Consider the following 16,013-nt stretch of genomic DNA (forward strand, 5'->3'; position numbering starts at 1 on the left):
TCACCCGGTCTCGCTAGCTTCCTGCCATAGCCCAGGTCCGGGCGGTAGGAAGGGTTGCGGGGATGGTTAGGAATATTGCAGTCGAAGCCGGGGCAGGGTCAGCCTCCCGGGACCTTTCCCATGCTCCCATCGACATGGATCACCTCGATCAGCAGTCGCTCGGCGATCCGGGGCTGCGCGATGAAGTGCTCCGGCTCTATGCCCAGATGTCGGGCGTCTATCTCACGCGCATCGAGGAAAGCACCTCGATCCCGCTGCTGCTTGAGCACCTGCATACGCTGAAAAGCGCTGCCGCCGGCATTGGCGCCTGGGGTGTCCGCGATCTCGCCAGGCGCGCCGAAGATGCGCTGCGGGCCGGCGAGCCGGTCAATCCCGAGCATATCCAGGACATTGCCGCGGCCGTCGCCGACTGCCAGGCCTTCATCACCGAACTGCTCAGCGCCGAAGAGTGAGCGCGTCGCATGAGCGTGCGCCGTTTGGCGCGCTTGCGAGGCGGGGGCTGCACCGCTATATGCGGCTGACCCTGTCGAGCGAAGTTACATGCCCCACATCACCTATATCGAATCCGACGGCACGCGGCACGAGACCGAGGGCGAAGTCGGTTCGACCGTGATGGAAACCGCCATCATGAACGGCGTGCCCGGCATCGTCGCAGAATGCGGCGGCGCCTGCACCTGCGCCACCTGCCACGTCTATGTCGATGACGCATGGACCGAGACGGTGGGCGGCCCCTCGATGATGGAAGAGGACATGCTGGATTTCGCCTATGCAGTGAAGCCCACCAGCCGCCTCAGCTGCCAGATCAAGGTCAAGGACGCACTGGACGGGCTGGTCGTCCACGTGCCGGAGCGGCAGGGCTGACAGCGGCTTTGACTTGGCCGCAGGGTCGGTTCACCCTGCCGGGCGGTGCTAGGCATGGAGGTCGATCGCGCTTTGGCGGGCGAGGTGGTGAACATCATCGACGGCAAGTGCGTGGTACGCCTGCTGCCGGAGGCTTCGTCTACAGACTCAGCGGCTTTGGTGGCACGCGACACTTCGTTGCCAGATCCCACTAGCAAATGCGCATAGCCCCTTTGACCGGAAGCCCCGCCTGAGCCCGTTGCGCTGTCACCATTCCACCATCAGGGCGGTGCATGGATTCATTTCGCGGCTGGGGCGGCGTCGCCTCAACGCAATTCTAATCCATACCTGCTACGGGAAACATTAAAGCTATTGAATTTCAATAGCTTGTTCCAAAGTCTCGAAGTCAGTATGTATCCGGCTTCGGAAAGGCCGTGAATGGGTGAACTCAACACATTCCCCGTCAGCTACAAAGTCCAGGGTCAGCGCATCGTCATCATCGGCGGTGGAGAAGAAGCCCTCAACAAAGCCCGATTGGTTACTAAGACGACTGCTTTGGTCGTCATTATCTCCCGGAACATCGAAGCCGATTTCTCCCAACTGCCGGTCACCGTGCTGGCGCGTCCGTTCGAGGATGCCGATCTCGTTGATGCGGCACTGGTTTTCGTTGCCGACCACGGCCCGGACGGCGATGCCGCCAAGCGTGCGGCGCGGGCCCGGCGTATTCCGCTGAACGTCGTCGATGTCCCCGAAGAGTGCGATTTCTACACCCCGTCGATCATCGACCGGGCGCCGGTGACCATTGCGGTCGCCACCGAAGGCGATGCACCCGTGCTGGCCCGGCTGATCCGGGCGCGGATCGAAGCGGCGCTGTCGCCGAACCTTGGCGCCCTGGCCAAGCTGGCCGGTTCGATGCGCGACAAGGTTGCGGCGCTGCTGCCGGGCACGCGCGCCCGCCGTTACTACGAAGAGCTGGTCACCTCTCCCGAGGTAGAAGTGGCGCTGCTGCGCGGGCAAGGTGACGCGAAGGCCGAAAGCCTCCTGGTCCAGCATGGTGCAGAGGGCGACAGCCCGGGCGTCGTCTGGCTGATCGGCGCCGGTCCCGGCGCCGAGGATCTGCTGACCCTGCGCGCCCAGCGCCTGCTGCAGGAAGCCGACGTGATCGTTCACGATCACCTGGTCCCCGCGGCTGCCGTCGAGATGGGGCGGCGCGATGCCGAACGCATCCTCGTGGGCAAGCAGAAGGGCCATCACTCCTTCACCCAGGCCGAGATCAACGCGCTGATCGTGCGGCTGGGCAAAGCCGGCAAGCGCGTGGCCCGCCTCAAGGGCGGCGACCCGATGGTGTTCGGCCGCGCCGGCGAAGAGATCGATGCGCTGAAGGCCGCGGGCATCGCCTACCACATCGTGCCCGGCGTCACTTCGGCGCTGGCGGCAGCCGCCGATACGGCGACCCCGGTGACGCTGCGCAAGATTTCGACCGGCTTCGTACTCGCCACGGCGCATGGCGCCGAGTCCGAGGAACTGAAGCACTGGGCGGCGCTGGCCTCGACCGGGCTGACCTTGGCGCTCTACATGGGAAAGTCCGTCGCCGGGCCGACAGCCCAGCGGCTGATCGCCGAAGGCGCCGCGGCGACCATCCCGGTCGGCGTGGTGGTCAGGGCAGGGCGCAAGGACCGCGTGCTCTATCGCGGCACGCTTGGCACACTCGCCTCGGGCACGATCGAGCTCGAGGACGGGCCGGCAATCATTTTCGTGGGCGAAGCGATCGCTCATGGCGACTGGAGCGAGGCAATCGAACTCGCCAGCTCCGAATTCAAGGTGGCTTAAGTGAGCATGGAAATCCTCACCGGCAATGAGCTGATGAGCGGGGCGACGGTCTATCTCGATCGCGCCGGCAAATGGGTTGAAGAGCTGCAGGAGGCTCGCGTCTTCCTCAAGGAAGAGGCGGAGGCCAAGGAAGCCGCGCTGGCCGCAACCAAGAAGACGCTGCGCGTCGTCAGTCTCGAGGTCGAGACCGTGACGCTGCGCGACGGGGTGATCCACCCCGACCGTATCCGCGAACGCATCCGCGCGGAGGGCCCGACCGCCCCGCGCTTCGAGCGCCAGCATCTCGACGAGGATGGCCATGTATCGATATGACGAGTTCGACGCCGCGTTCGTGAAGGAACGCACGGCGCAGTTTTCCGACCAGGTGGCCCGCCGTCTTACCGGTGAGCTCAACGAGGACCAGTTCCGGCCGCTCAGGTTGATGAACGGGCTCTACCTGCAATTGCACGCTTACATGCTCCGCATCGCCGTGCCCTACGGCACGATGAGCTCGAAGCAGCTGCGCATGCTGGCGCGGATCGCCCGCGACTACGACCGCGGCTACGGCCATTTCACCACGCGACAGAATATCCAGTTCAACTGGCCGAAGCTGCGCGACATCCCGAAAATCCTCGCCGACCTGGCCTCGGTCGAGATGCACGCCATCCAGACCTCGGGCAACTGCATCCGCAACATCACCACCGACCAGTTTGCCGGCGCCACTGCCGACGAAATCATCGATCCGCGTCCGGTCGCCGAGATCCTGCGCCAATGGTCGAGCCTCCATCCGGAGTTCTCGTATCTGCCGCGCAAGTTCAAGATCGCCATGACCGGCTCGACCAACGATCGCGCTGCCATCCGCTTCCACGATATCGGGCTGCAGGCGGCGACCAACGCGCTGGGCGAAATCGGTTGGGAAGTGTGGGTCGGCGGCGGTCTTGGCCGCACCCCGATGATCGGCAAGCAGATCAGCCCCTTCGTGCCGCACGAACACCTGCTCGCCTATCTCGAGAGCATCCTGCGCGTCTACAACCGCTACGGTCGCCGCGACAACAAGTACAAGGCGCGCATCAAGATCCTGGTGCACGAGACCGGCATCGACACCATTCGCGAGCAGGTCGAGGAGGAGTTCGCCCATGTGAAGGGCGGCGTGCTGACCCTGCCGCAGCAGGAGCTCGACCGGATCACCAAATACTTCGCCCAGCCCGATTACGAGCTGGTCAACGAGACCACAGTGGATGTGGCGAAGGAAAAGATCCTCAACCCGCCCTATGGTCGCTGGCTCGAGCGTAACCTCAACGCGCACCGGCAGCCGGGCTATGTGTCGGTCACCATCTCGCTGAAGCCGACCGGCGGCGCGCCGGGCGACGCCACCGACAAGCAGATGGAGGTCGTCGCTGACCTTGCCGAGCGTTACTCGTTCGACGAACTGCGCGTCAGCCATGAGCAGAACCTGGTGCTGCCGCATGTCCGAGTCACCGACCTGCCGGCCGTTTACGCTAAGCTGGTCGAGCACGAGCTGGCCGAAGGCAATGCCGGGCAGATCACCGACATCATCTGCTGCCCGGGTCTCGACTTCTGCGCGCTGGCTAATGCCCGCTCGATCCCGCTGGCGCAGGAGCTCAGCCGCAAGTTCGCCTCGCCCGAGCGCCAGGCCGAGATCGGCGACCTGAAGATCAAGATCTCGGGCTGCATCAATGCGTGCGGCCACCACCATGTCGGCCATATCGGCATTCTGGGGGTCGAGAAGAAGGGCACCGAGCTCTACCAGATTACCGTCGGCGGCGACGCCACGGAGAATGCCGCGATCGGCAACATCCTCGGCCACGGCTTCGTGGTCGAAGACGTGCCTGCTGCCATCGAGCGGCTGGTCGACCTGTATATTTCGAAGCGCGAGAGCGCCGACGAGTCGTTCATCGCTGCCTACCGGCGGCTGGGCGACGCGCCGTTCAAGGAGGCGCTGTACGGCAATGCCTGAGTTGAGACCCCTTTGGCCCGACGCCGAGGAGCGCGGCAATGCTTGATCTTGCCACAGCCCCGGGCGTTCGCGCCCACAAGCCGGACAAGCTGCGCGAACTCGGCATCATGTCGCTCAACGGCATGTTCGATGAGATGGATGGCGTGGCCGTGCTGCGCCAGGCGGTCGAGGAGCTGCTAGTCGACGATGTCGCCATCGTTTCATCGTTCGGCGCCGATTCCTCTGTGCTGCTGCACATGGTCTCCGAGGTGAACAAGGACCTGCCGGTCTATTTCCTCGAGACCGGCAAACACTTCCCCGAGACGCTCGACTATGTCGAAACGCTGAAGCGGCAGCTCGGCCTCACCAACGTCATCGCGCTCCATCCGGATGCAAAGGATATCGAGCGCTTCGATCCCAAGGGCGACCTGTGGGAGACCGATCCGGATTCGTGCTGCCATATCAGGAAGACCGAGCCGCTCGATGCCACGGTTTCCGGTTTTGGCGGCTGGGTTACCGGCCGCAAGCGCTTCCAGACGGCCGAGCGTGGCGTGCTGCCGCATTTCGAGCTGACCAGCGACGATCGCATCAAGGTCAACCCGCTGGCCTATTTCTCCGATGCCGATATCACGACCTACAAGCTCAAGTATGGGTTGCCCGAGCACCCGCTCTACAATAAGGGCTACAAGTCGATCGGTTGTGCGCCGTGCACGAGCGTGGTGGCCGAAGGCGAAGATCCGCGTGCCGGCCGCTGGCGCGGACTGAACAAGAAAGAGTGCGGCATCCATTTCGATTTCAACGGAGCCATCGCCAAACCCATGGCCGCTCAGGAATTGAACCTTTTCAAAGACGGCGCTTTCATCGCCGACCCGTTCCGCGCCTGGGCGGAAGGCGATGACGCGGCCAGCGTGCGCTACACGCACATCCCGCTGCCGGTGTTCCTTGAGCACCGCGAAGCCGTGCTGGCCAACCCGCATCCGGTCGGGCTGCTGGTTTCGCCGGGCGACAATGTCGAGCTGGTGCAGGGCGATCTCGATCGCTTCAGCTCCATCGCCATCAACTTCCCCGCCTTCGGCGATGGTCGCGGTTACTCTTCCGCGAGGCTGATCGCCGAGCGCTACGGCTACAAGGGCGAACTGCGCGCCGTGGGCGATGTGCTGCACGACCAGATCTCGCACATGCGCCGCTGCGGCATGAACGCCTTTGTGGTCAAGCACGAGCCGACCAGGAAGGCGCTCGAAGAGGGTAAGCTCGCAACAGTCGATCTGTTCTACCAGCCGGTCGGCTTGACCGAGGTGCCGGTGGGCACCCGTCCGTTCCTGCGCCGCGCGCTCGAGAACGCCTGATCGAAGTTTCACGGCCGTCCCCGCTATCAGCGGGGGCAGTCGTTTCGCCGCGCCTAGCGTGACAGGCTGCGCACCATCCTGAGAACTGGAAGGCCGGAGCGGCCTTCAGCCAAACGAGAAGCGAATGTCGAACGAAATCGTCACGGATGTGGTCATCATCGGCGCCGGTCCTGTGGGCCTTTTTGCCGTATTCGAGCTGGGTCTGCTCGATGTCAAATGCCACCTCATCGATATTCTCGACCGCCCGGGCGGGCAGTGCGCCGAGCTCTATCCGGAAAAGCCGATCTACGACATTCCGGGATTCCCGATGGTCACGGGGCAGGGCCTCACCGACAACCTGATGCAGCAGATCGCGCCCTTCGGGCCCGAGTTCCATTTCAGCCGCATGGTCACCAAGCTGGAAAAGCTCGAGGACGGCACGTTCCGCCTCGAGACCGATGCCGACGAAGTGTTCCTGTGCAAGGTGGTGGTGGTTGCCGCCGGTGGTGGCTCGTTCCAGCCCAAGCGCCCGCCGGTCGAAGGCATCGAGCAGTACGAGAACAAGTCGGTGTTCTACGCTGTCCGCAAGATGGACGATTTCCGCGACCAGGACGTGGTGATCGTCGGCGGCGGTGACTCGGCCCTCGACTGGACGCTGAACCTGCAGCCGATCGTGCGCTCGCTGACGCTGGTGCACCGTCGCGACGCCTTCAAGGCGGCGCCGGCTTCGGTCAACAAGATGAAAGAGCTGGTCATGGAGGGGAAGATCAACTTCCTCATGGGCCAGATCGGTAAGCTCGATGGCAAGGACGGCCAGATCGACCACGTCCACATCGCCATGGATTCGGGTGATACCCCGCTACCGGCGACGCGCCTCCTGCCGTTCTTCGGCCTCACCATGAAGCTCGGCCCGGTTGCCGACTGGGGCCTCGAGCTCAACGACAACCTGATCACCGTCGATACCGCGAAGTTCGAGAGCTCGGTCCCCGGCATCTTCGCCATCGGCGACATCAACCACTACCCGGGCAAGCTGAAGCTCATCCTCTCGGGTTTCCACGAGGCCGCCCTGATGGCGCAGGCGGCCAAGGCCGTGGTATCGCCGGGCGAACGCGTGGTGTTCCAGTACACCACCAGTTCGACCAAACTGCAGAAGAAGCTCGGCGTCGTCTGATCGATGAAGATTCTCGTCACTGACCAATCCGGCGTCGAACACGAGCTCGAAGGGCTCGATGGCTGGCGCACGATGGAAGTGATCCGCGACTGGGGCCTCAACATCAAGGCCGAGTGCGGTGGGGCCTGTTCCTGTGCCACCTGCCACGTCTATGTCGAGGACGGCTGGTTCGAAAAGCTCCCCGACCCGAGCGACGACGAAGAGGATCTCCTCTATTCGACGCTCGACAAGAAGCCGAACTCGCGGCTGAGCTGTCAGATCCTGCTCAGCGAGGAACTGGATGGCATGCGTGTGACCCTGGCGCCGAGCGCTGCCAAGGACTCCGAGGCGGCCTGACCCGCCGTTCCTGATGCAAACAGCGGGCGTCCGGAGGTCAAGCTGGACGCCCGCTGCGCATGCTCCCGTGCGGCGCGTCAGGGAGCATCGTCCGGGCTCTGATACGGCCCGTTACTCCTGCTGCGTCTGTTGACGCAGCTCAGGCTGCGTCGCGGGACGCAGCAAACTTCCATAGACCCAGCCGCTGTGCCCGGCCTGGTCGGTGATCCGCACCCAACCCTCGACAGTGTCGCTGATGTTGACCCAGCTGCCGCCCTTGAGCGTGAACACCTGCGGCTCGATCTGCTTCGGTCCGGCCCGGACCTTGAGCGCTTCGACGGCAACGCTGTGGGTGAAGCCCGGCGGCGGTGTCCTCACCGGCGTGCTGACCTCAGGAGTAACCACCGGCACCGATCGCGCGACGTTCAGGTCGTTGGCCCGGGCAACGGTCGGACGGGCGACGTAGCCGGGCCTCAGGTTGGTGGTCTTGACCGGCGTGGCAGCCGCCATCTGCCCGATCATATCGGTGCTGTATTTCAGCCCGGAGGCAGTGAGGACAAGAGCGGCAAGCGCAACTGTTCCGAACAGCGCGAGTGAGGTCAGCATACGGGCCAGCTTCAGCTCCCATTCCGCCGAGAACCAGTGGCGTCCGCAGCGCATGGTTCTCGCGGAGGGGTGAAAGCTCCAAACCGCCCGCAGGTTCCCCGGGCGCTGCAGAATCATTGGCCGGCGGCAGCGCGCACCGCCGGCCGAGGGACGGTTCAGGCGGCTTGTTCGAGCACCTCGGCCTCGCGGCCTGCCTTCAACGTTTTGGTGTACCAGGCCAGTTCATCCAGCATCGCGGTCACCGTCGGCGCCAGGTAGTCGTAGTCGGCAAAATCCTTGCCGCCGCGCAGCATGCCGAGCAAAGGCTCCATGTTGATATGAACGCCCGCCTTCATCGGCACCATGCTCAGTTCCACCGCCATCAGCCGCAACTGCTCGACGGCGCGCGCCGCGCCCACTGCGCCGTAGCCGACAAACGCGGCCGGCTTGCGGGCCGGCTCGTCGTAGATGTGATCGAGGGCGTTCTTTAAGACGCCCGAGATCGAGCGGTTGTATTCGGCAGTGACGAAGATGTAGCCGTCGAGTTCCGACACCTTCCTCGCCCAGCGCAGCGCGACCTCGTTGGTCTGCGGCACGAAGCGCGGCGAGCCGACGGCATCGAAGAACGGAATCGGAAAATCCCTGAGGTCGACGATCTCATAGTCGGCGTCGCCGCGGGCCTTGGCGATGTCGAGCACCCATTGCGCCGGGCGGTCGGCAAAGCGGGTTTCGCGGGTGGTGGAGAGGATGATGCCGATGCGTGGCTTGCTGCTCATTTGGGTGTCTGCCTTGTCAGGAGTGCATGGGTGGCCACCAACAGAGACCTAGTCACCGTCAGTAACTGGCGCTATGTTGGTGACTACCTCAGAGGTGCACAAGACGGCACCGTTTCGAGACGGAGTTACCCATGGACGACCTGGTCACCAACACGGAACCACAGCCGGCTCCCGCTTCCGGCACCCCGAGCTGGGCTCCCCGGCACGATGTGAACGAGCCCGAGACCTTTGCCGAATGCTCCCGGGCCATGCTGCCGGTGCACGAGGTGCTGGCGCAGATCAGCGGCAAGTGGACCATCCTCGTGGTGCAGGTGCTGAGCGCCGGGCCGCGGCGGTTCTCGGAGATCAAGCGGCACATCGACGGCGTCTCGCAGAAGATGCTGACCGCAACGCTGCGTGATCTCGAAAAGGATGGCTTCGTCTCCCGCAAGGTGACGCCCAGCATTCCGCCGCGTGTCGATTATGCGCTGACCGAGATGGGCCAGGAGCTGCAGGAGCCGCTGCGGGTCATCGGCAATTGGGCCCACGCCAACCGGCACCGCGTCGAGGAAGCCCGCGAGCGCTTTGCCGAGCGCGAGGAAGAGGCCAAGCGCCTCGCCTGGTGATCAGGCAGGTTTGCTGGCAGCAGATTTGGCGGACCGCGCGCCGGCCCACTGGTTGACGATCAACCCGGTCATCACCAGCACCACGCCGACCAGTTGCAAAGGGCCCGGCACGACGTTGCGGATCACCGCATCGAGGATGAAAGCGACCACCGGCGTCACCAGCACAAACGGGATCACCGAGGCCGCGCCCAGCGCCACGATGGCGCGGAACCACAGGATGAAGGGCAGGGCGGTCAACACCACCGCAAGAATCGCCAACCCCAGCGCATTGGTCCAGCTGATCGCAGCGGGCACATCCCCGATGATCAGCGCCAGCACCGCCAGCTCTGTGCCGCCGATCAGCAGCTGCCAGGCCGTGAAGCTCACCAGCGACATTTCCGCCGGCCGGCCCCAGCGGTTGATCAGGATGCCGCCGAGCGAGCCGGCGACGACGCTGCAGAGCGCCGCTGCGACGCCGATCATGTCGATCCCGGCATCGGCACGGAGGATCACCAGCGTCACGCCCACTGCACCAATCAGGATCGAGACGATCTTCATCAGCGTCGGCGGCTGGCTCAGCAGCGCCCAGGCGAGCAGAATGGTGATCAGCGGCCCCAGCGTCTGGAAGGTGCCGGCAACGCCGCCCGGCAGCCGGATCGCTGAAACGAACAGCAGGGCGAAGAACGCCCCGAAATTCAGCGTCCCGAGCACGATCAGCTTCGGCCAATAACCCCGCGGCACCATCTGCCGGGCGAATGCCAGCAACAGCAGCCCGCCACCCAGCGCCCGCACCGAGCCGATGAAGATCGGGTTATGCGGCAGCATGGTGGTGGTGATGATGTAGGTGAACCCCCACAGGATCGCCGCGCCCAGAGCTGCAAGTTTGAGGTTCATCGCGGGGCCGAGGGAATCGGTTGAGGTCGGGCTGGATAGTGCCACAGCTCATCTCCCCCCTTGTGGGGAGAAAGCGAAAACTTGGGCTTAGCGGAGCTAAGTCCTTAGTTTTCGCCAGAGAGGGATACGTAGCCACGGTGTCCTCCAGCATCCCCGCTTTCTCCCTGCCGCCAAGCGGGAGATGGCATCGTGCATGTGACAGGCCCCAACGCCCATTCATCCCCGGTTCACCGACGCCGACCTACCCAGCGCGCCTTCGCGGGGGGCACGCGAGGGATCGATGGACGTCTATACAATCTTCAAGTTTCTGCATGTGCTCGCGGCCATGGCCTGGTTCGGCGGCGGCGCGGTCATGCTGCTGCAGGCCATCCTGGCCATGCGCCAGGGTGACGACGAGAGCCTGATGCGGGTCACCGGGAGCCTGGGCAGCCTTGCCATGCTGTGGTTCCTGCCGGCCTCGGGCCTGACGCTGCTGTTCGGCCTCGTCATCGTGCTGCTCGGTAACCTCTGGGGTGAGGCCTGGGTCATCCTTGGCCTCGTCGGTGCGCTCGCCAGCTTCGTTGTCGGCCACTTCTTTCTGCGTCCGATGGGCGAAGAGGCGGCCCGGCTGATTGCCGACGGCAAGATCGCCGAGGCCGCCGTGTTCGGCAGCCGGATGATCCGCATCGCCATGGTCGACTATGCCAGCATCATCGCCATCGTCGCGCTGATGGTGCTGAAGCCCAACTGGACTGACATCCTGGCGCTTGTCGTGATTTACGGCGCGCTCGGTGTCACGGCCTTCCTGATCCTCGGCAGCAAGGCGCGGCTGCACCCGCTTCGCGCCGAGTGAGCCCCCTCCAGCGCTTTCAGGAAAAGTTGCAGACTTTTCCGGTTCGAAAGCGCTGGAAACCAAAGACTTCGAACATGTAACCGTTTCAACGAAACGGTGGCATGTGGTGGTCGCGGCGCCGCTTGGGGGCGCGCCGCGACCACCAGCGGGTTTCAGTCGTCTTCGTCTTCATCCTCGTCGTCATCATCGTCCTCGTCGTCGAACTCCATGTCGACGAGCTCGGAGACTTCGACGCTGCCGCCATCGGCGAGCACCGGGCAGCCCTTGGCGATCTCGAGCGCGGCGTCCATGTCGTCGGCCTCGATGATCGAGTAGCCGCTGACCGGATCGGCCGGGGCAGGGCCCACCGCGCCATCCGAGCCGACGGTCATTGTCGCGCCGACCGGGCTGCCAAGATCCAGCATTGCTTCGCCGGTCGCTTCGAGCCACTCATTCCAGGCCAGCATCACTGCCGCTTGCGCCTCTTCGCTCTCGGGTTCGCCACCGCCATGGTAGGCCAAGAGATAGTTGGGCATCGCGCATCTCCATATCGCCGGCGACGTGCCGGATATGGGAATGGGTAGCCCGCCGATGCGACTCTTGTGTGAAAGTGATCAGGAGCGCTTTCAGGAAAAGTTGCAGACTTTTCCTCCTCGAACTTGATCCGGGGATCGAAAGCGCGACGCCGCTTCATTGAAACGGCGAAGCGCTCTAGGCGGTTTTGCGCTCGATCTCTTCCACCGCCTGCTGCGGCCTCGTGAACATGCCGATCCAGTCGGTGAAGCGCTCGACCCAGATGTTGAGGTTGGTCCTGAGCCGCTCGTCGGTGATGTTGTTGTCGTCGTCGATCGCGCCCGGCCGCGACTGGAAATAGATCTCCGGCCGGCCCATCAGGGCCACGCCCACCACCGGCAGGATGGAGCGCAGGTGCGCCTGTGCCGCAGCGGTGCCGCTGACCCCGCCAGTGGCGCCGGCAATGGCGCCCGGCTTGTCCGTCCAGACGCTCTCGCCGAACGGCCGCGACGGCCAGTCGATGGCGTTCTTGAGGATACCCGGGATCGAGCGGTTGTATTCGGGCGTCACGAACAGCACCGCATCCGCCGCGGCGATCTCGCGCTTCAGCCGCATCACTTCGGCCGGCGGATCGTTCCACAGCGCGTCGTCGTAGAAAGGCAGGTTGTCGATCTTGATGTACTGGAACTCGAGCTTGCCGGCGGCCAGCTTTTCCAGCGCCTTGGCGAGCTTGAGGTTGGAAGAGGTCGGGCGCGTGCTCCCGACGAATACGGCGACCCGGTACATTGGTGCCCCCTGGTTACTAGATGTGACTGGGGGTGGATATGTGCCTATGGTCAGAAGCGCGCAAGACGGCACATCCATGTAACTGGCGAACGCATTGTTCACCGCGCAGAAAGGGGCCGGGTGTGAACCCGGCCCCTGGCTTCGATCGGAAGGGTTGTTACAGCGTGTCCTTCAGCCAGGCGGTGGTCTTGTCGATCACCTCTTTGCCGATTGCGGGCTGCTCGCTGAACACACCCAGCATATGGTCGGCGCCCGGGATGCTGAGCGACTCGGTCTTGCCCTTGGCGAGACCCAGGTACTGTTCGAAGTAGCCGATGGCCGGGTCGGCTTCGCCGGCAATGGTCAGGAACGGGCCGGCATAGCCCGAGAACCGGGCGGCGAGATCGTTCTGGGCCAGGCTGTCGAAGAAGCTCTGCTTCAGTGTCACCACCCGCCAGCCGAGATCGACACTGGCCGAGCCCTCGGCCTTGGCCTTGTCGTAGAAATCCTGGCCGAGGAACTCGTGGAACTCCTCCTGCAGGTCGCCCATCTGGCCCCACACCACGACCGACTTGAAGTCGTCGGGTTCGAGCATGGCGACCGCAGCGCCGAAGCTGTAGCCGATGACGCCGACCCGCGCCGCATCGACGCCCTCGACGCTGCCGAGATAGCTGCGGGCTTCGGCGGCATCTGCCACCAGCCCTTCGAGCGTGGTGTCCGCCATGTCGCCGGTGCTCTCGCCATAGCCGCGGAAGTCGATGCGCAGCGAAGCGATGCCTTCGGCGGCCAGCGCCGCCGCCTGCTGGGCGAACAGCCCACCCACTTCATCGCGGGAGCTGCCGAAACCGTGCAGCATCACCACGGCCTGGCCGGTCGCGCCGTTATCGGGGGTGGAGAGTGTGCCCTTCACGCCGCTCGGCAGATCGACGACCGTCTCGGCCGCGAGGGAGGCGCTGGCCAGCAGCGCGAAGGCGAGGGTGGCGACGGTCTTGGTGCTGGTGCTGAGGATCGACATTTCTTCTCTCCGTTGTTGGCCCGAGGCCCGTGTTGATGTCCACAGTTCTAGCGACGGGACCCGGAACGAGATTGAAGAAATCCGACAATGTGGGACGAGCGAACAAGCCCGATCTACTTCTTCTCCGCGTTCAGCACGTTGGCCAGTTCCGGGATGAAATCCTTGACCATCGGCTGCTTTACCACCTCGAACGGCAGCGGGCGGACCACGCGCATGGCGGCGATGCCGACCCGTACCGTCATCAGCCCGTTGACTACGCCCTCACCAAGCCGCGCCGAGAGTTTTGCCGCCAGCCCCTGGCCGACCAGCTGCTCGACCACCCCGTCGGTCAGCACCAGCCCGCCGGTGACCGCGAGGTGTGCGAGGATGGCGCCGATCAGCCGCCAGGTGCCGATGAAGCCGGGCCGCGCCCCATAGAGCCGGGCGATGTCGCCACCCAGCCGCACGCTCTCGAAGATGACGAAGGCGATGTCGATCAGTGCCCGCGGCGAGACCGCCGTCACCAGCGCCACGCGCCGCGCTGAGGCCGCCGTCAGCGCCCGGGCTCGCGTATCGAGCGGCGCCATCAGCAGCCGCTCACCCAGCCGGACATGCTCGGCGCCATCGAAGACGTGGCGCGCATTGCTCTCCAGCTCGTCGCGTGGCCGCGCCACGTCCGGCCGGCGGGCGTAAATCTCGAGCAGTTCGCGGGTGATCGCCGCGCCGTCCTTGTTGCGGTCGCTGGCCAAGGCCGCGATCGCCGCGTGGCGTAGCTGGTCGAGGGCGCGGAGCCGCAGCAACGACGCCACCTCGCGCACGATGATCACCAGCAGCGCGATCACCAGCACGGCAAGCACGCCGAGGCCGACCCAGCCGAGCCAAGGCTGCGCCGCGAACAGTTCGGCGATCAGCCGCTCGGCCGCCAGACCCAACGCCAACGACACCAGGATACCGCCGGCGATCCAGGCGACTCGTCCGACCCAGCCGAGCAGCCGCGGCGGTCGCGCCGCATCATCCAGTGGCGCCTCGATATCGGTGATCGGCTCGATGCTCTCGGGCAGGGCGACGGCCTGCGCCGGTTCGAACACGCGCGGGCGGCGTGGCTCCTCGGCGGCGTCGCCGCTGGACGAGACGGGGCGGGCGAAGGGTGGTTTCATCGCAGCCAGTCTCCGATCAGGTAGTCGAGCGCCCGGTCGAAACGGATATGCGGCAGCACCACATTGCCTTCGGCGTTCTTTTCCAGCCGCTGCGGCGGCTGAAAGCGCAGGAAATTCAGCGCAACTGGACGACCACCTTCGCGAAGCGAATCTGCCTCGAACAGCGCATCAGGATGCTCGGGCAAGTCACCGGGGAATAGCGCGATTTCCGTCTTGCCGTCATAGGTCTTGCCGTCCAGCACCTCGCCCGCCTGCGGCGTACCGACGATCACCTCGTGCTTCTCGCCGCCGTCTTCGATGACGCTCTCGCGCGTTGCCCGGATCGCCGCGATGGCCATCGAGCGGGTCTCGGCCCCGGCGAACCGGGCCTTGCGCGCCGCATCGGCGACCAGCCGGTTCATCACCGCCTCCAGCCGGTCATGGCTCGAGGAGTGGATGTGGTCGGCCTTGGTGGCCGCGAACAGGATGCGGTCGATACGTCGCGCCACCAGGCGAGTGATCGGGTTGTTGTCGCCCTGCCGGAAGCAGGACAGGATATCGGTCAACGCTGTCTCGAGATCGGCCACTGCTGCCGGGCCGGCGTTCAGCGCCCTGAGCGTATCGACCAGCACCACCTGCCGATCGAGCCGCGCGAAGTGGTCGCGGAAGAACGGCCGCACCACGATCGCCTTATAGGCCTCGTAGCGACGCTCGAGCATGGCGTAGAGGCTCGACGACCGCACCGGGCCGACCGGTGGCGGCAGCGGCGCGAAGGTCAAGGCCGGGCTGCCGTCGAGGTCGCCGGGCAGCAGGAACCGGCCCGGGGGCAGGGTGCTGAGGGCCCGTCCGTCCTCGCGGCTGCGCCGCAAATAGTCGGTGAACGCCGCCGCCAGCCGTTCGGCATCCACATCCGTCGCTTCCTTCGAGCTGTCCGTCTGCTGGATCTCGCTCATGAACGCCGCGGCTTCGGTTTTCGAGTGCGGCAGCGCAGCACGCTTCAGGGCCTGTGCGCTCCACTCGGCGAAGCTCAGTGACAACAGCGGCAGGTCGAGCAGCCACTCGCCGGGATAGTCGACGATATCGAGGTTAAGCACTGTCGGCCCGAACATCCCCGACACCCAGCGCTTCGACTGGAACTTCAGCGTCAGCCGCAACTGGCTGATCTTCCGCGTCGATTCCGGCCAGTGCGGCTCCTTGCCGGTCAGCGCCGCCAGATGCTGCTCGTAGGCAAAGCGGGGAATGCCGGCATCCGGGTGTTCGGCCAGCCGCGCGCCGATGAAGCGGCCCTCGGTCAGCGCCGCAAAGCCGGGCAGGCGCCCGCCGGTGAGGAGGTTGTGGATCAGCGCGGTGATGAAGATGGTCTTGCCGGCGCGGCTGAGCCCGGTCACCCCCAGCCGCAAGGTGGGCGTGAACGGCGCCACCGCCGCATCGGCGAGGTTGCCCAGCGCGATGCCGATCTCGTCGGTGATGGTCGTCGGCGCTTGCGGCATCGGGTTCCCTAAGCGCTTTCAGGAAAAGTTGCAGACTTTTCCGGTTCG

General features: G+C 65.0%; 18 protein-coding genes. 10 read left to right on the forward strand and 8 right to left on the reverse strand.

Annotated features, from left to right (window positions below):
• The first annotated feature begins 134 nt into the window (after positions 1–134).
• The 8 genes from ASC89_RS06260 (at position 135) to ASC89_RS06295 (ending at position 7,438) form a co-directional block, all read left to right on the forward strand.
• A complete protein-coding gene (locus ASC89_RS06260; protein WP_055995919.1) occupies positions 135–452 on the forward strand; it encodes an Hpt domain-containing protein in 318 nt (105 codons plus the stop codon).
• A gap of 88 nt (positions 453–540) precedes the next feature.
• Positions 541–861 carry a 2Fe-2S iron-sulfur cluster-binding protein gene (locus ASC89_RS06265; protein WP_055878326.1) on the forward strand — a complete coding sequence of 107 codons (321 nt, stop codon included), beginning with the start codon at positions 541–543 and terminating at the stop codon, positions 859–861.
• A 417-nt stretch (positions 862–1,278) separates the two neighbouring features.
• Positions 1,279–2,670, forward strand: a complete 1,392-nt coding sequence (gene cysG, locus ASC89_RS06270; protein WP_055878320.1) for a siroheme synthase CysG — start codon at positions 1,279–1,281, stop codon at positions 2,668–2,670.
• 6 nt (positions 2,671–2,676) lie between these two features.
• Positions 2,677–2,982: a DUF2849 domain-containing protein gene (locus ASC89_RS06275; RefSeq protein WP_055878318.1), complete on the forward strand. Its 306-nt coding sequence runs from the start codon at positions 2,677–2,679 to the stop codon at positions 2,980–2,982.
• Positions 2,969–4,627 carry a nitrite/sulfite reductase gene (locus ASC89_RS06280; protein ID WP_055878317.1) on the forward strand — a complete coding sequence of 553 codons (1,659 nt, stop codon included), beginning with the start codon at positions 2,969–2,971 and terminating at the stop codon, positions 4,625–4,627. The genes ASC89_RS06275 and ASC89_RS06280 overlap by 14 nt, the downstream gene beginning before the upstream one ends.
• A 38-nt stretch (positions 4,628–4,665) precedes the next feature.
• Positions 4,666–5,952, forward strand: coding sequence for a phosphoadenylyl-sulfate reductase (locus ASC89_RS28095; protein WP_082533209.1), 1,287 nt, complete (start codon positions 4,666–4,668; stop codon positions 5,950–5,952).
• A 124-nt stretch (positions 5,953–6,076) separates the two neighbouring features.
• The gene (locus tag ASC89_RS06290; RefSeq protein ID WP_055878314.1) at positions 6,077–7,102 is read left to right on the forward strand and encodes an NAD(P)/FAD-dependent oxidoreductase; all 1,026 of its coding nucleotides are present in this window, start codon (positions 6,077–6,079) and stop codon (positions 7,100–7,102) included.
• 3 nt (positions 7,103–7,105) lie between these two features.
• On the forward strand, positions 7,106–7,438 hold the full coding sequence (locus ASC89_RS06295; RefSeq protein WP_055878313.1) for a 2Fe-2S iron-sulfur cluster-binding protein: 333 nt from the start codon (positions 7,106–7,108) through the stop codon (positions 7,436–7,438).
• Between the two features lie 111 nt (positions 7,439–7,549).
• Here the strand turns inward: ASC89_RS06295 and ASC89_RS06300 are convergent, their stop codons facing one another.
• Positions 7,550–8,023: an SH3 domain-containing protein gene (locus ASC89_RS06300; RefSeq protein WP_162247910.1), complete on the reverse strand. Its 474-nt coding sequence runs from the start codon at positions 8,021–8,023 to the stop codon at positions 7,550–7,552.
• A gap of 155 nt (positions 8,024–8,178) precedes the next feature.
• Positions 8,179–8,778, reverse strand: a complete 600-nt coding sequence (locus ASC89_RS06305) for an NADPH-dependent FMN reductase (protein ID WP_055995922.1) — start codon at positions 8,776–8,778, stop codon at positions 8,179–8,181.
• Between the two features lie 131 nt (positions 8,779–8,909).
• On the opposite strand from ASC89_RS06305, the gene ASC89_RS06310 reads away from it, so the two are divergent.
• Entirely contained in the window at positions 8,910–9,383 is a 474-nt protein-coding gene (locus ASC89_RS06310) for a helix-turn-helix domain-containing protein (RefSeq protein ID WP_082528046.1), read from the forward strand.
• On the opposite strand, the gene ASC89_RS06315 is transcribed toward ASC89_RS06310, so the two are convergent.
• Entirely contained in the window at positions 9,384–10,256 is an 873-nt protein-coding gene (locus ASC89_RS06315; RefSeq protein ID WP_055996702.1) for an EamA family transporter, read from the reverse strand. It lies immediately after the preceding gene.
• Between the two features lie 280 nt (positions 10,257–10,536).
• Between ASC89_RS06315 and ASC89_RS06320 the strand changes: the two genes are divergently transcribed.
• Entirely contained in the window at positions 10,537–11,088 is a 552-nt protein-coding gene (locus ASC89_RS06320; protein ID WP_055995926.1) for a DUF2269 family protein, read from the forward strand.
• A gap of 152 nt (positions 11,089–11,240) precedes the next feature.
• On the opposite strand, the gene ASC89_RS06325 is transcribed toward ASC89_RS06320, so the two are convergent.
• The 5 genes from ASC89_RS06325 to ASC89_RS06345 form a co-directional block, all read right to left on the reverse strand.
• Entirely contained in the window at positions 11,241–11,603 is a 363-nt protein-coding gene (locus ASC89_RS06325) for a YciI family protein (RefSeq protein ID WP_055878305.1), read from the reverse strand.
• A gap of 175 nt (positions 11,604–11,778) precedes the next feature.
• Positions 11,779–12,366: an NADPH-dependent FMN reductase gene (locus ASC89_RS06330; RefSeq protein WP_055995929.1), complete on the reverse strand. Its 588-nt coding sequence runs from the start codon at positions 12,364–12,366 to the stop codon at positions 11,779–11,781.
• A gap of 157 nt (positions 12,367–12,523) precedes the next feature.
• Positions 12,524–13,360 carry a S9 family peptidase gene (locus ASC89_RS06335; protein WP_082533211.1) on the reverse strand — a complete coding sequence of 279 codons (837 nt, stop codon included), beginning with the start codon at positions 13,358–13,360 and terminating at the stop codon, positions 12,524–12,526.
• 113 nt (positions 13,361–13,473) lie between these two features.
• Positions 13,474–14,496, reverse strand: coding sequence for a YcjF family protein (locus ASC89_RS06340; protein WP_055995932.1), 1,023 nt, complete (start codon positions 14,494–14,496; stop codon positions 13,474–13,476).
• On the reverse strand, positions 14,493–15,965 hold the full coding sequence (locus ASC89_RS06345) for a YcjX family protein (protein ID WP_055995935.1): 1,473 nt from the start codon (positions 15,963–15,965) through the stop codon (positions 14,493–14,495). The genes ASC89_RS06340 and ASC89_RS06345 overlap by 4 nt, the downstream gene beginning before the upstream one ends.
• Between the last annotated feature and the right edge of the window lie 48 nt (positions 15,966–16,013).

It is taken from the genome of Devosia sp. Root413D1 (assembly GCF_001425235.1).
Lineage (GTDB): Bacteria > Pseudomonadota > Alphaproteobacteria > Rhizobiales > Devosiaceae > Devosia_A.

Coding starts and splice junctions, on each gene's coding strand:
- ASC89_RS06260 (WP_055995919.1), top strand. CDS start 135: ATGGATCACCTCGATCAGCAGTCGCTCGGCGATCCGGGGCTGCGCGAT.
- ASC89_RS06265 (WP_055878326.1), top strand. CDS start 541: ATGCCCCACATCACCTATATCGAATCCGACGGCACGCGGCACGAGACC.
- cysG (WP_055878320.1), top strand. CDS start 1,279: ATGGGTGAACTCAACACATTCCCCGTCAGCTACAAAGTCCAGGGTCAG.
- ASC89_RS06275 (WP_055878318.1), top strand. CDS start 2,677: ATGGAAATCCTCACCGGCAATGAGCTGATGAGCGGGGCGACGGTCTAT.
- ASC89_RS06280 (WP_055878317.1), top strand. CDS start 2,969: ATGTATCGATATGACGAGTTCGACGCCGCGTTCGTGAAGGAACGCACG.
- ASC89_RS28095 (WP_082533209.1), top strand. CDS start 4,666: ATGCTTGATCTTGCCACAGCCCCGGGCGTTCGCGCCCACAAGCCGGAC.
- ASC89_RS06290 (WP_055878314.1), top strand. CDS start 6,077: ATGTCGAACGAAATCGTCACGGATGTGGTCATCATCGGCGCCGGTCCT.
- ASC89_RS06295 (WP_055878313.1), top strand. CDS start 7,106: ATGAAGATTCTCGTCACTGACCAATCCGGCGTCGAACACGAGCTCGAA.
- ASC89_RS06300 (WP_162247910.1), bottom strand. CDS start 8,023: ATGCTGACCTCACTCGCGCTGTTCGGAACAGTTGCGCTTGCCGCTCTT.
- ASC89_RS06305 (WP_055995922.1), bottom strand. CDS start 8,778: ATGAGCAGCAAGCCACGCATCGGCATCATCCTCTCCACCACCCGCGAA.
- ASC89_RS06310 (WP_082528046.1), top strand. CDS start 8,910: ATGGACGACCTGGTCACCAACACGGAACCACAGCCGGCTCCCGCTTCC.
- ASC89_RS06315 (WP_055996702.1), bottom strand. CDS start 10,256: ATGAACCTCAAACTTGCAGCTCTGGGCGCGGCGATCCTGTGGGGGTTC.
- ASC89_RS06320 (WP_055995926.1), top strand. CDS start 10,537: ATGGACGTCTATACAATCTTCAAGTTTCTGCATGTGCTCGCGGCCATG.
- ASC89_RS06325 (WP_055878305.1), bottom strand. CDS start 11,603: ATGCCCAACTATCTCTTGGCCTACCATGGCGGTGGCGAACCCGAGAGC.
- ASC89_RS06330 (WP_055995929.1), bottom strand. CDS start 12,366: ATGTACCGGGTCGCCGTATTCGTCGGGAGCACGCGCCCGACCTCTTCC.
- ASC89_RS06335 (WP_082533211.1), bottom strand. CDS start 13,360: ATGTCGATCCTCAGCACCAGCACCAAGACCGTCGCCACCCTCGCCTTC.
- ASC89_RS06340 (WP_055995932.1), bottom strand. CDS start 14,496: ATGAAACCACCCTTCGCCCGCCCCGTCTCGTCCAGCGGCGACGCCGCC.
- ASC89_RS06345 (WP_055995935.1), bottom strand. CDS start 15,965: ATGCCGCAAGCGCCGACGACCATCACCGACGAGATCGGCATCGCGCTG.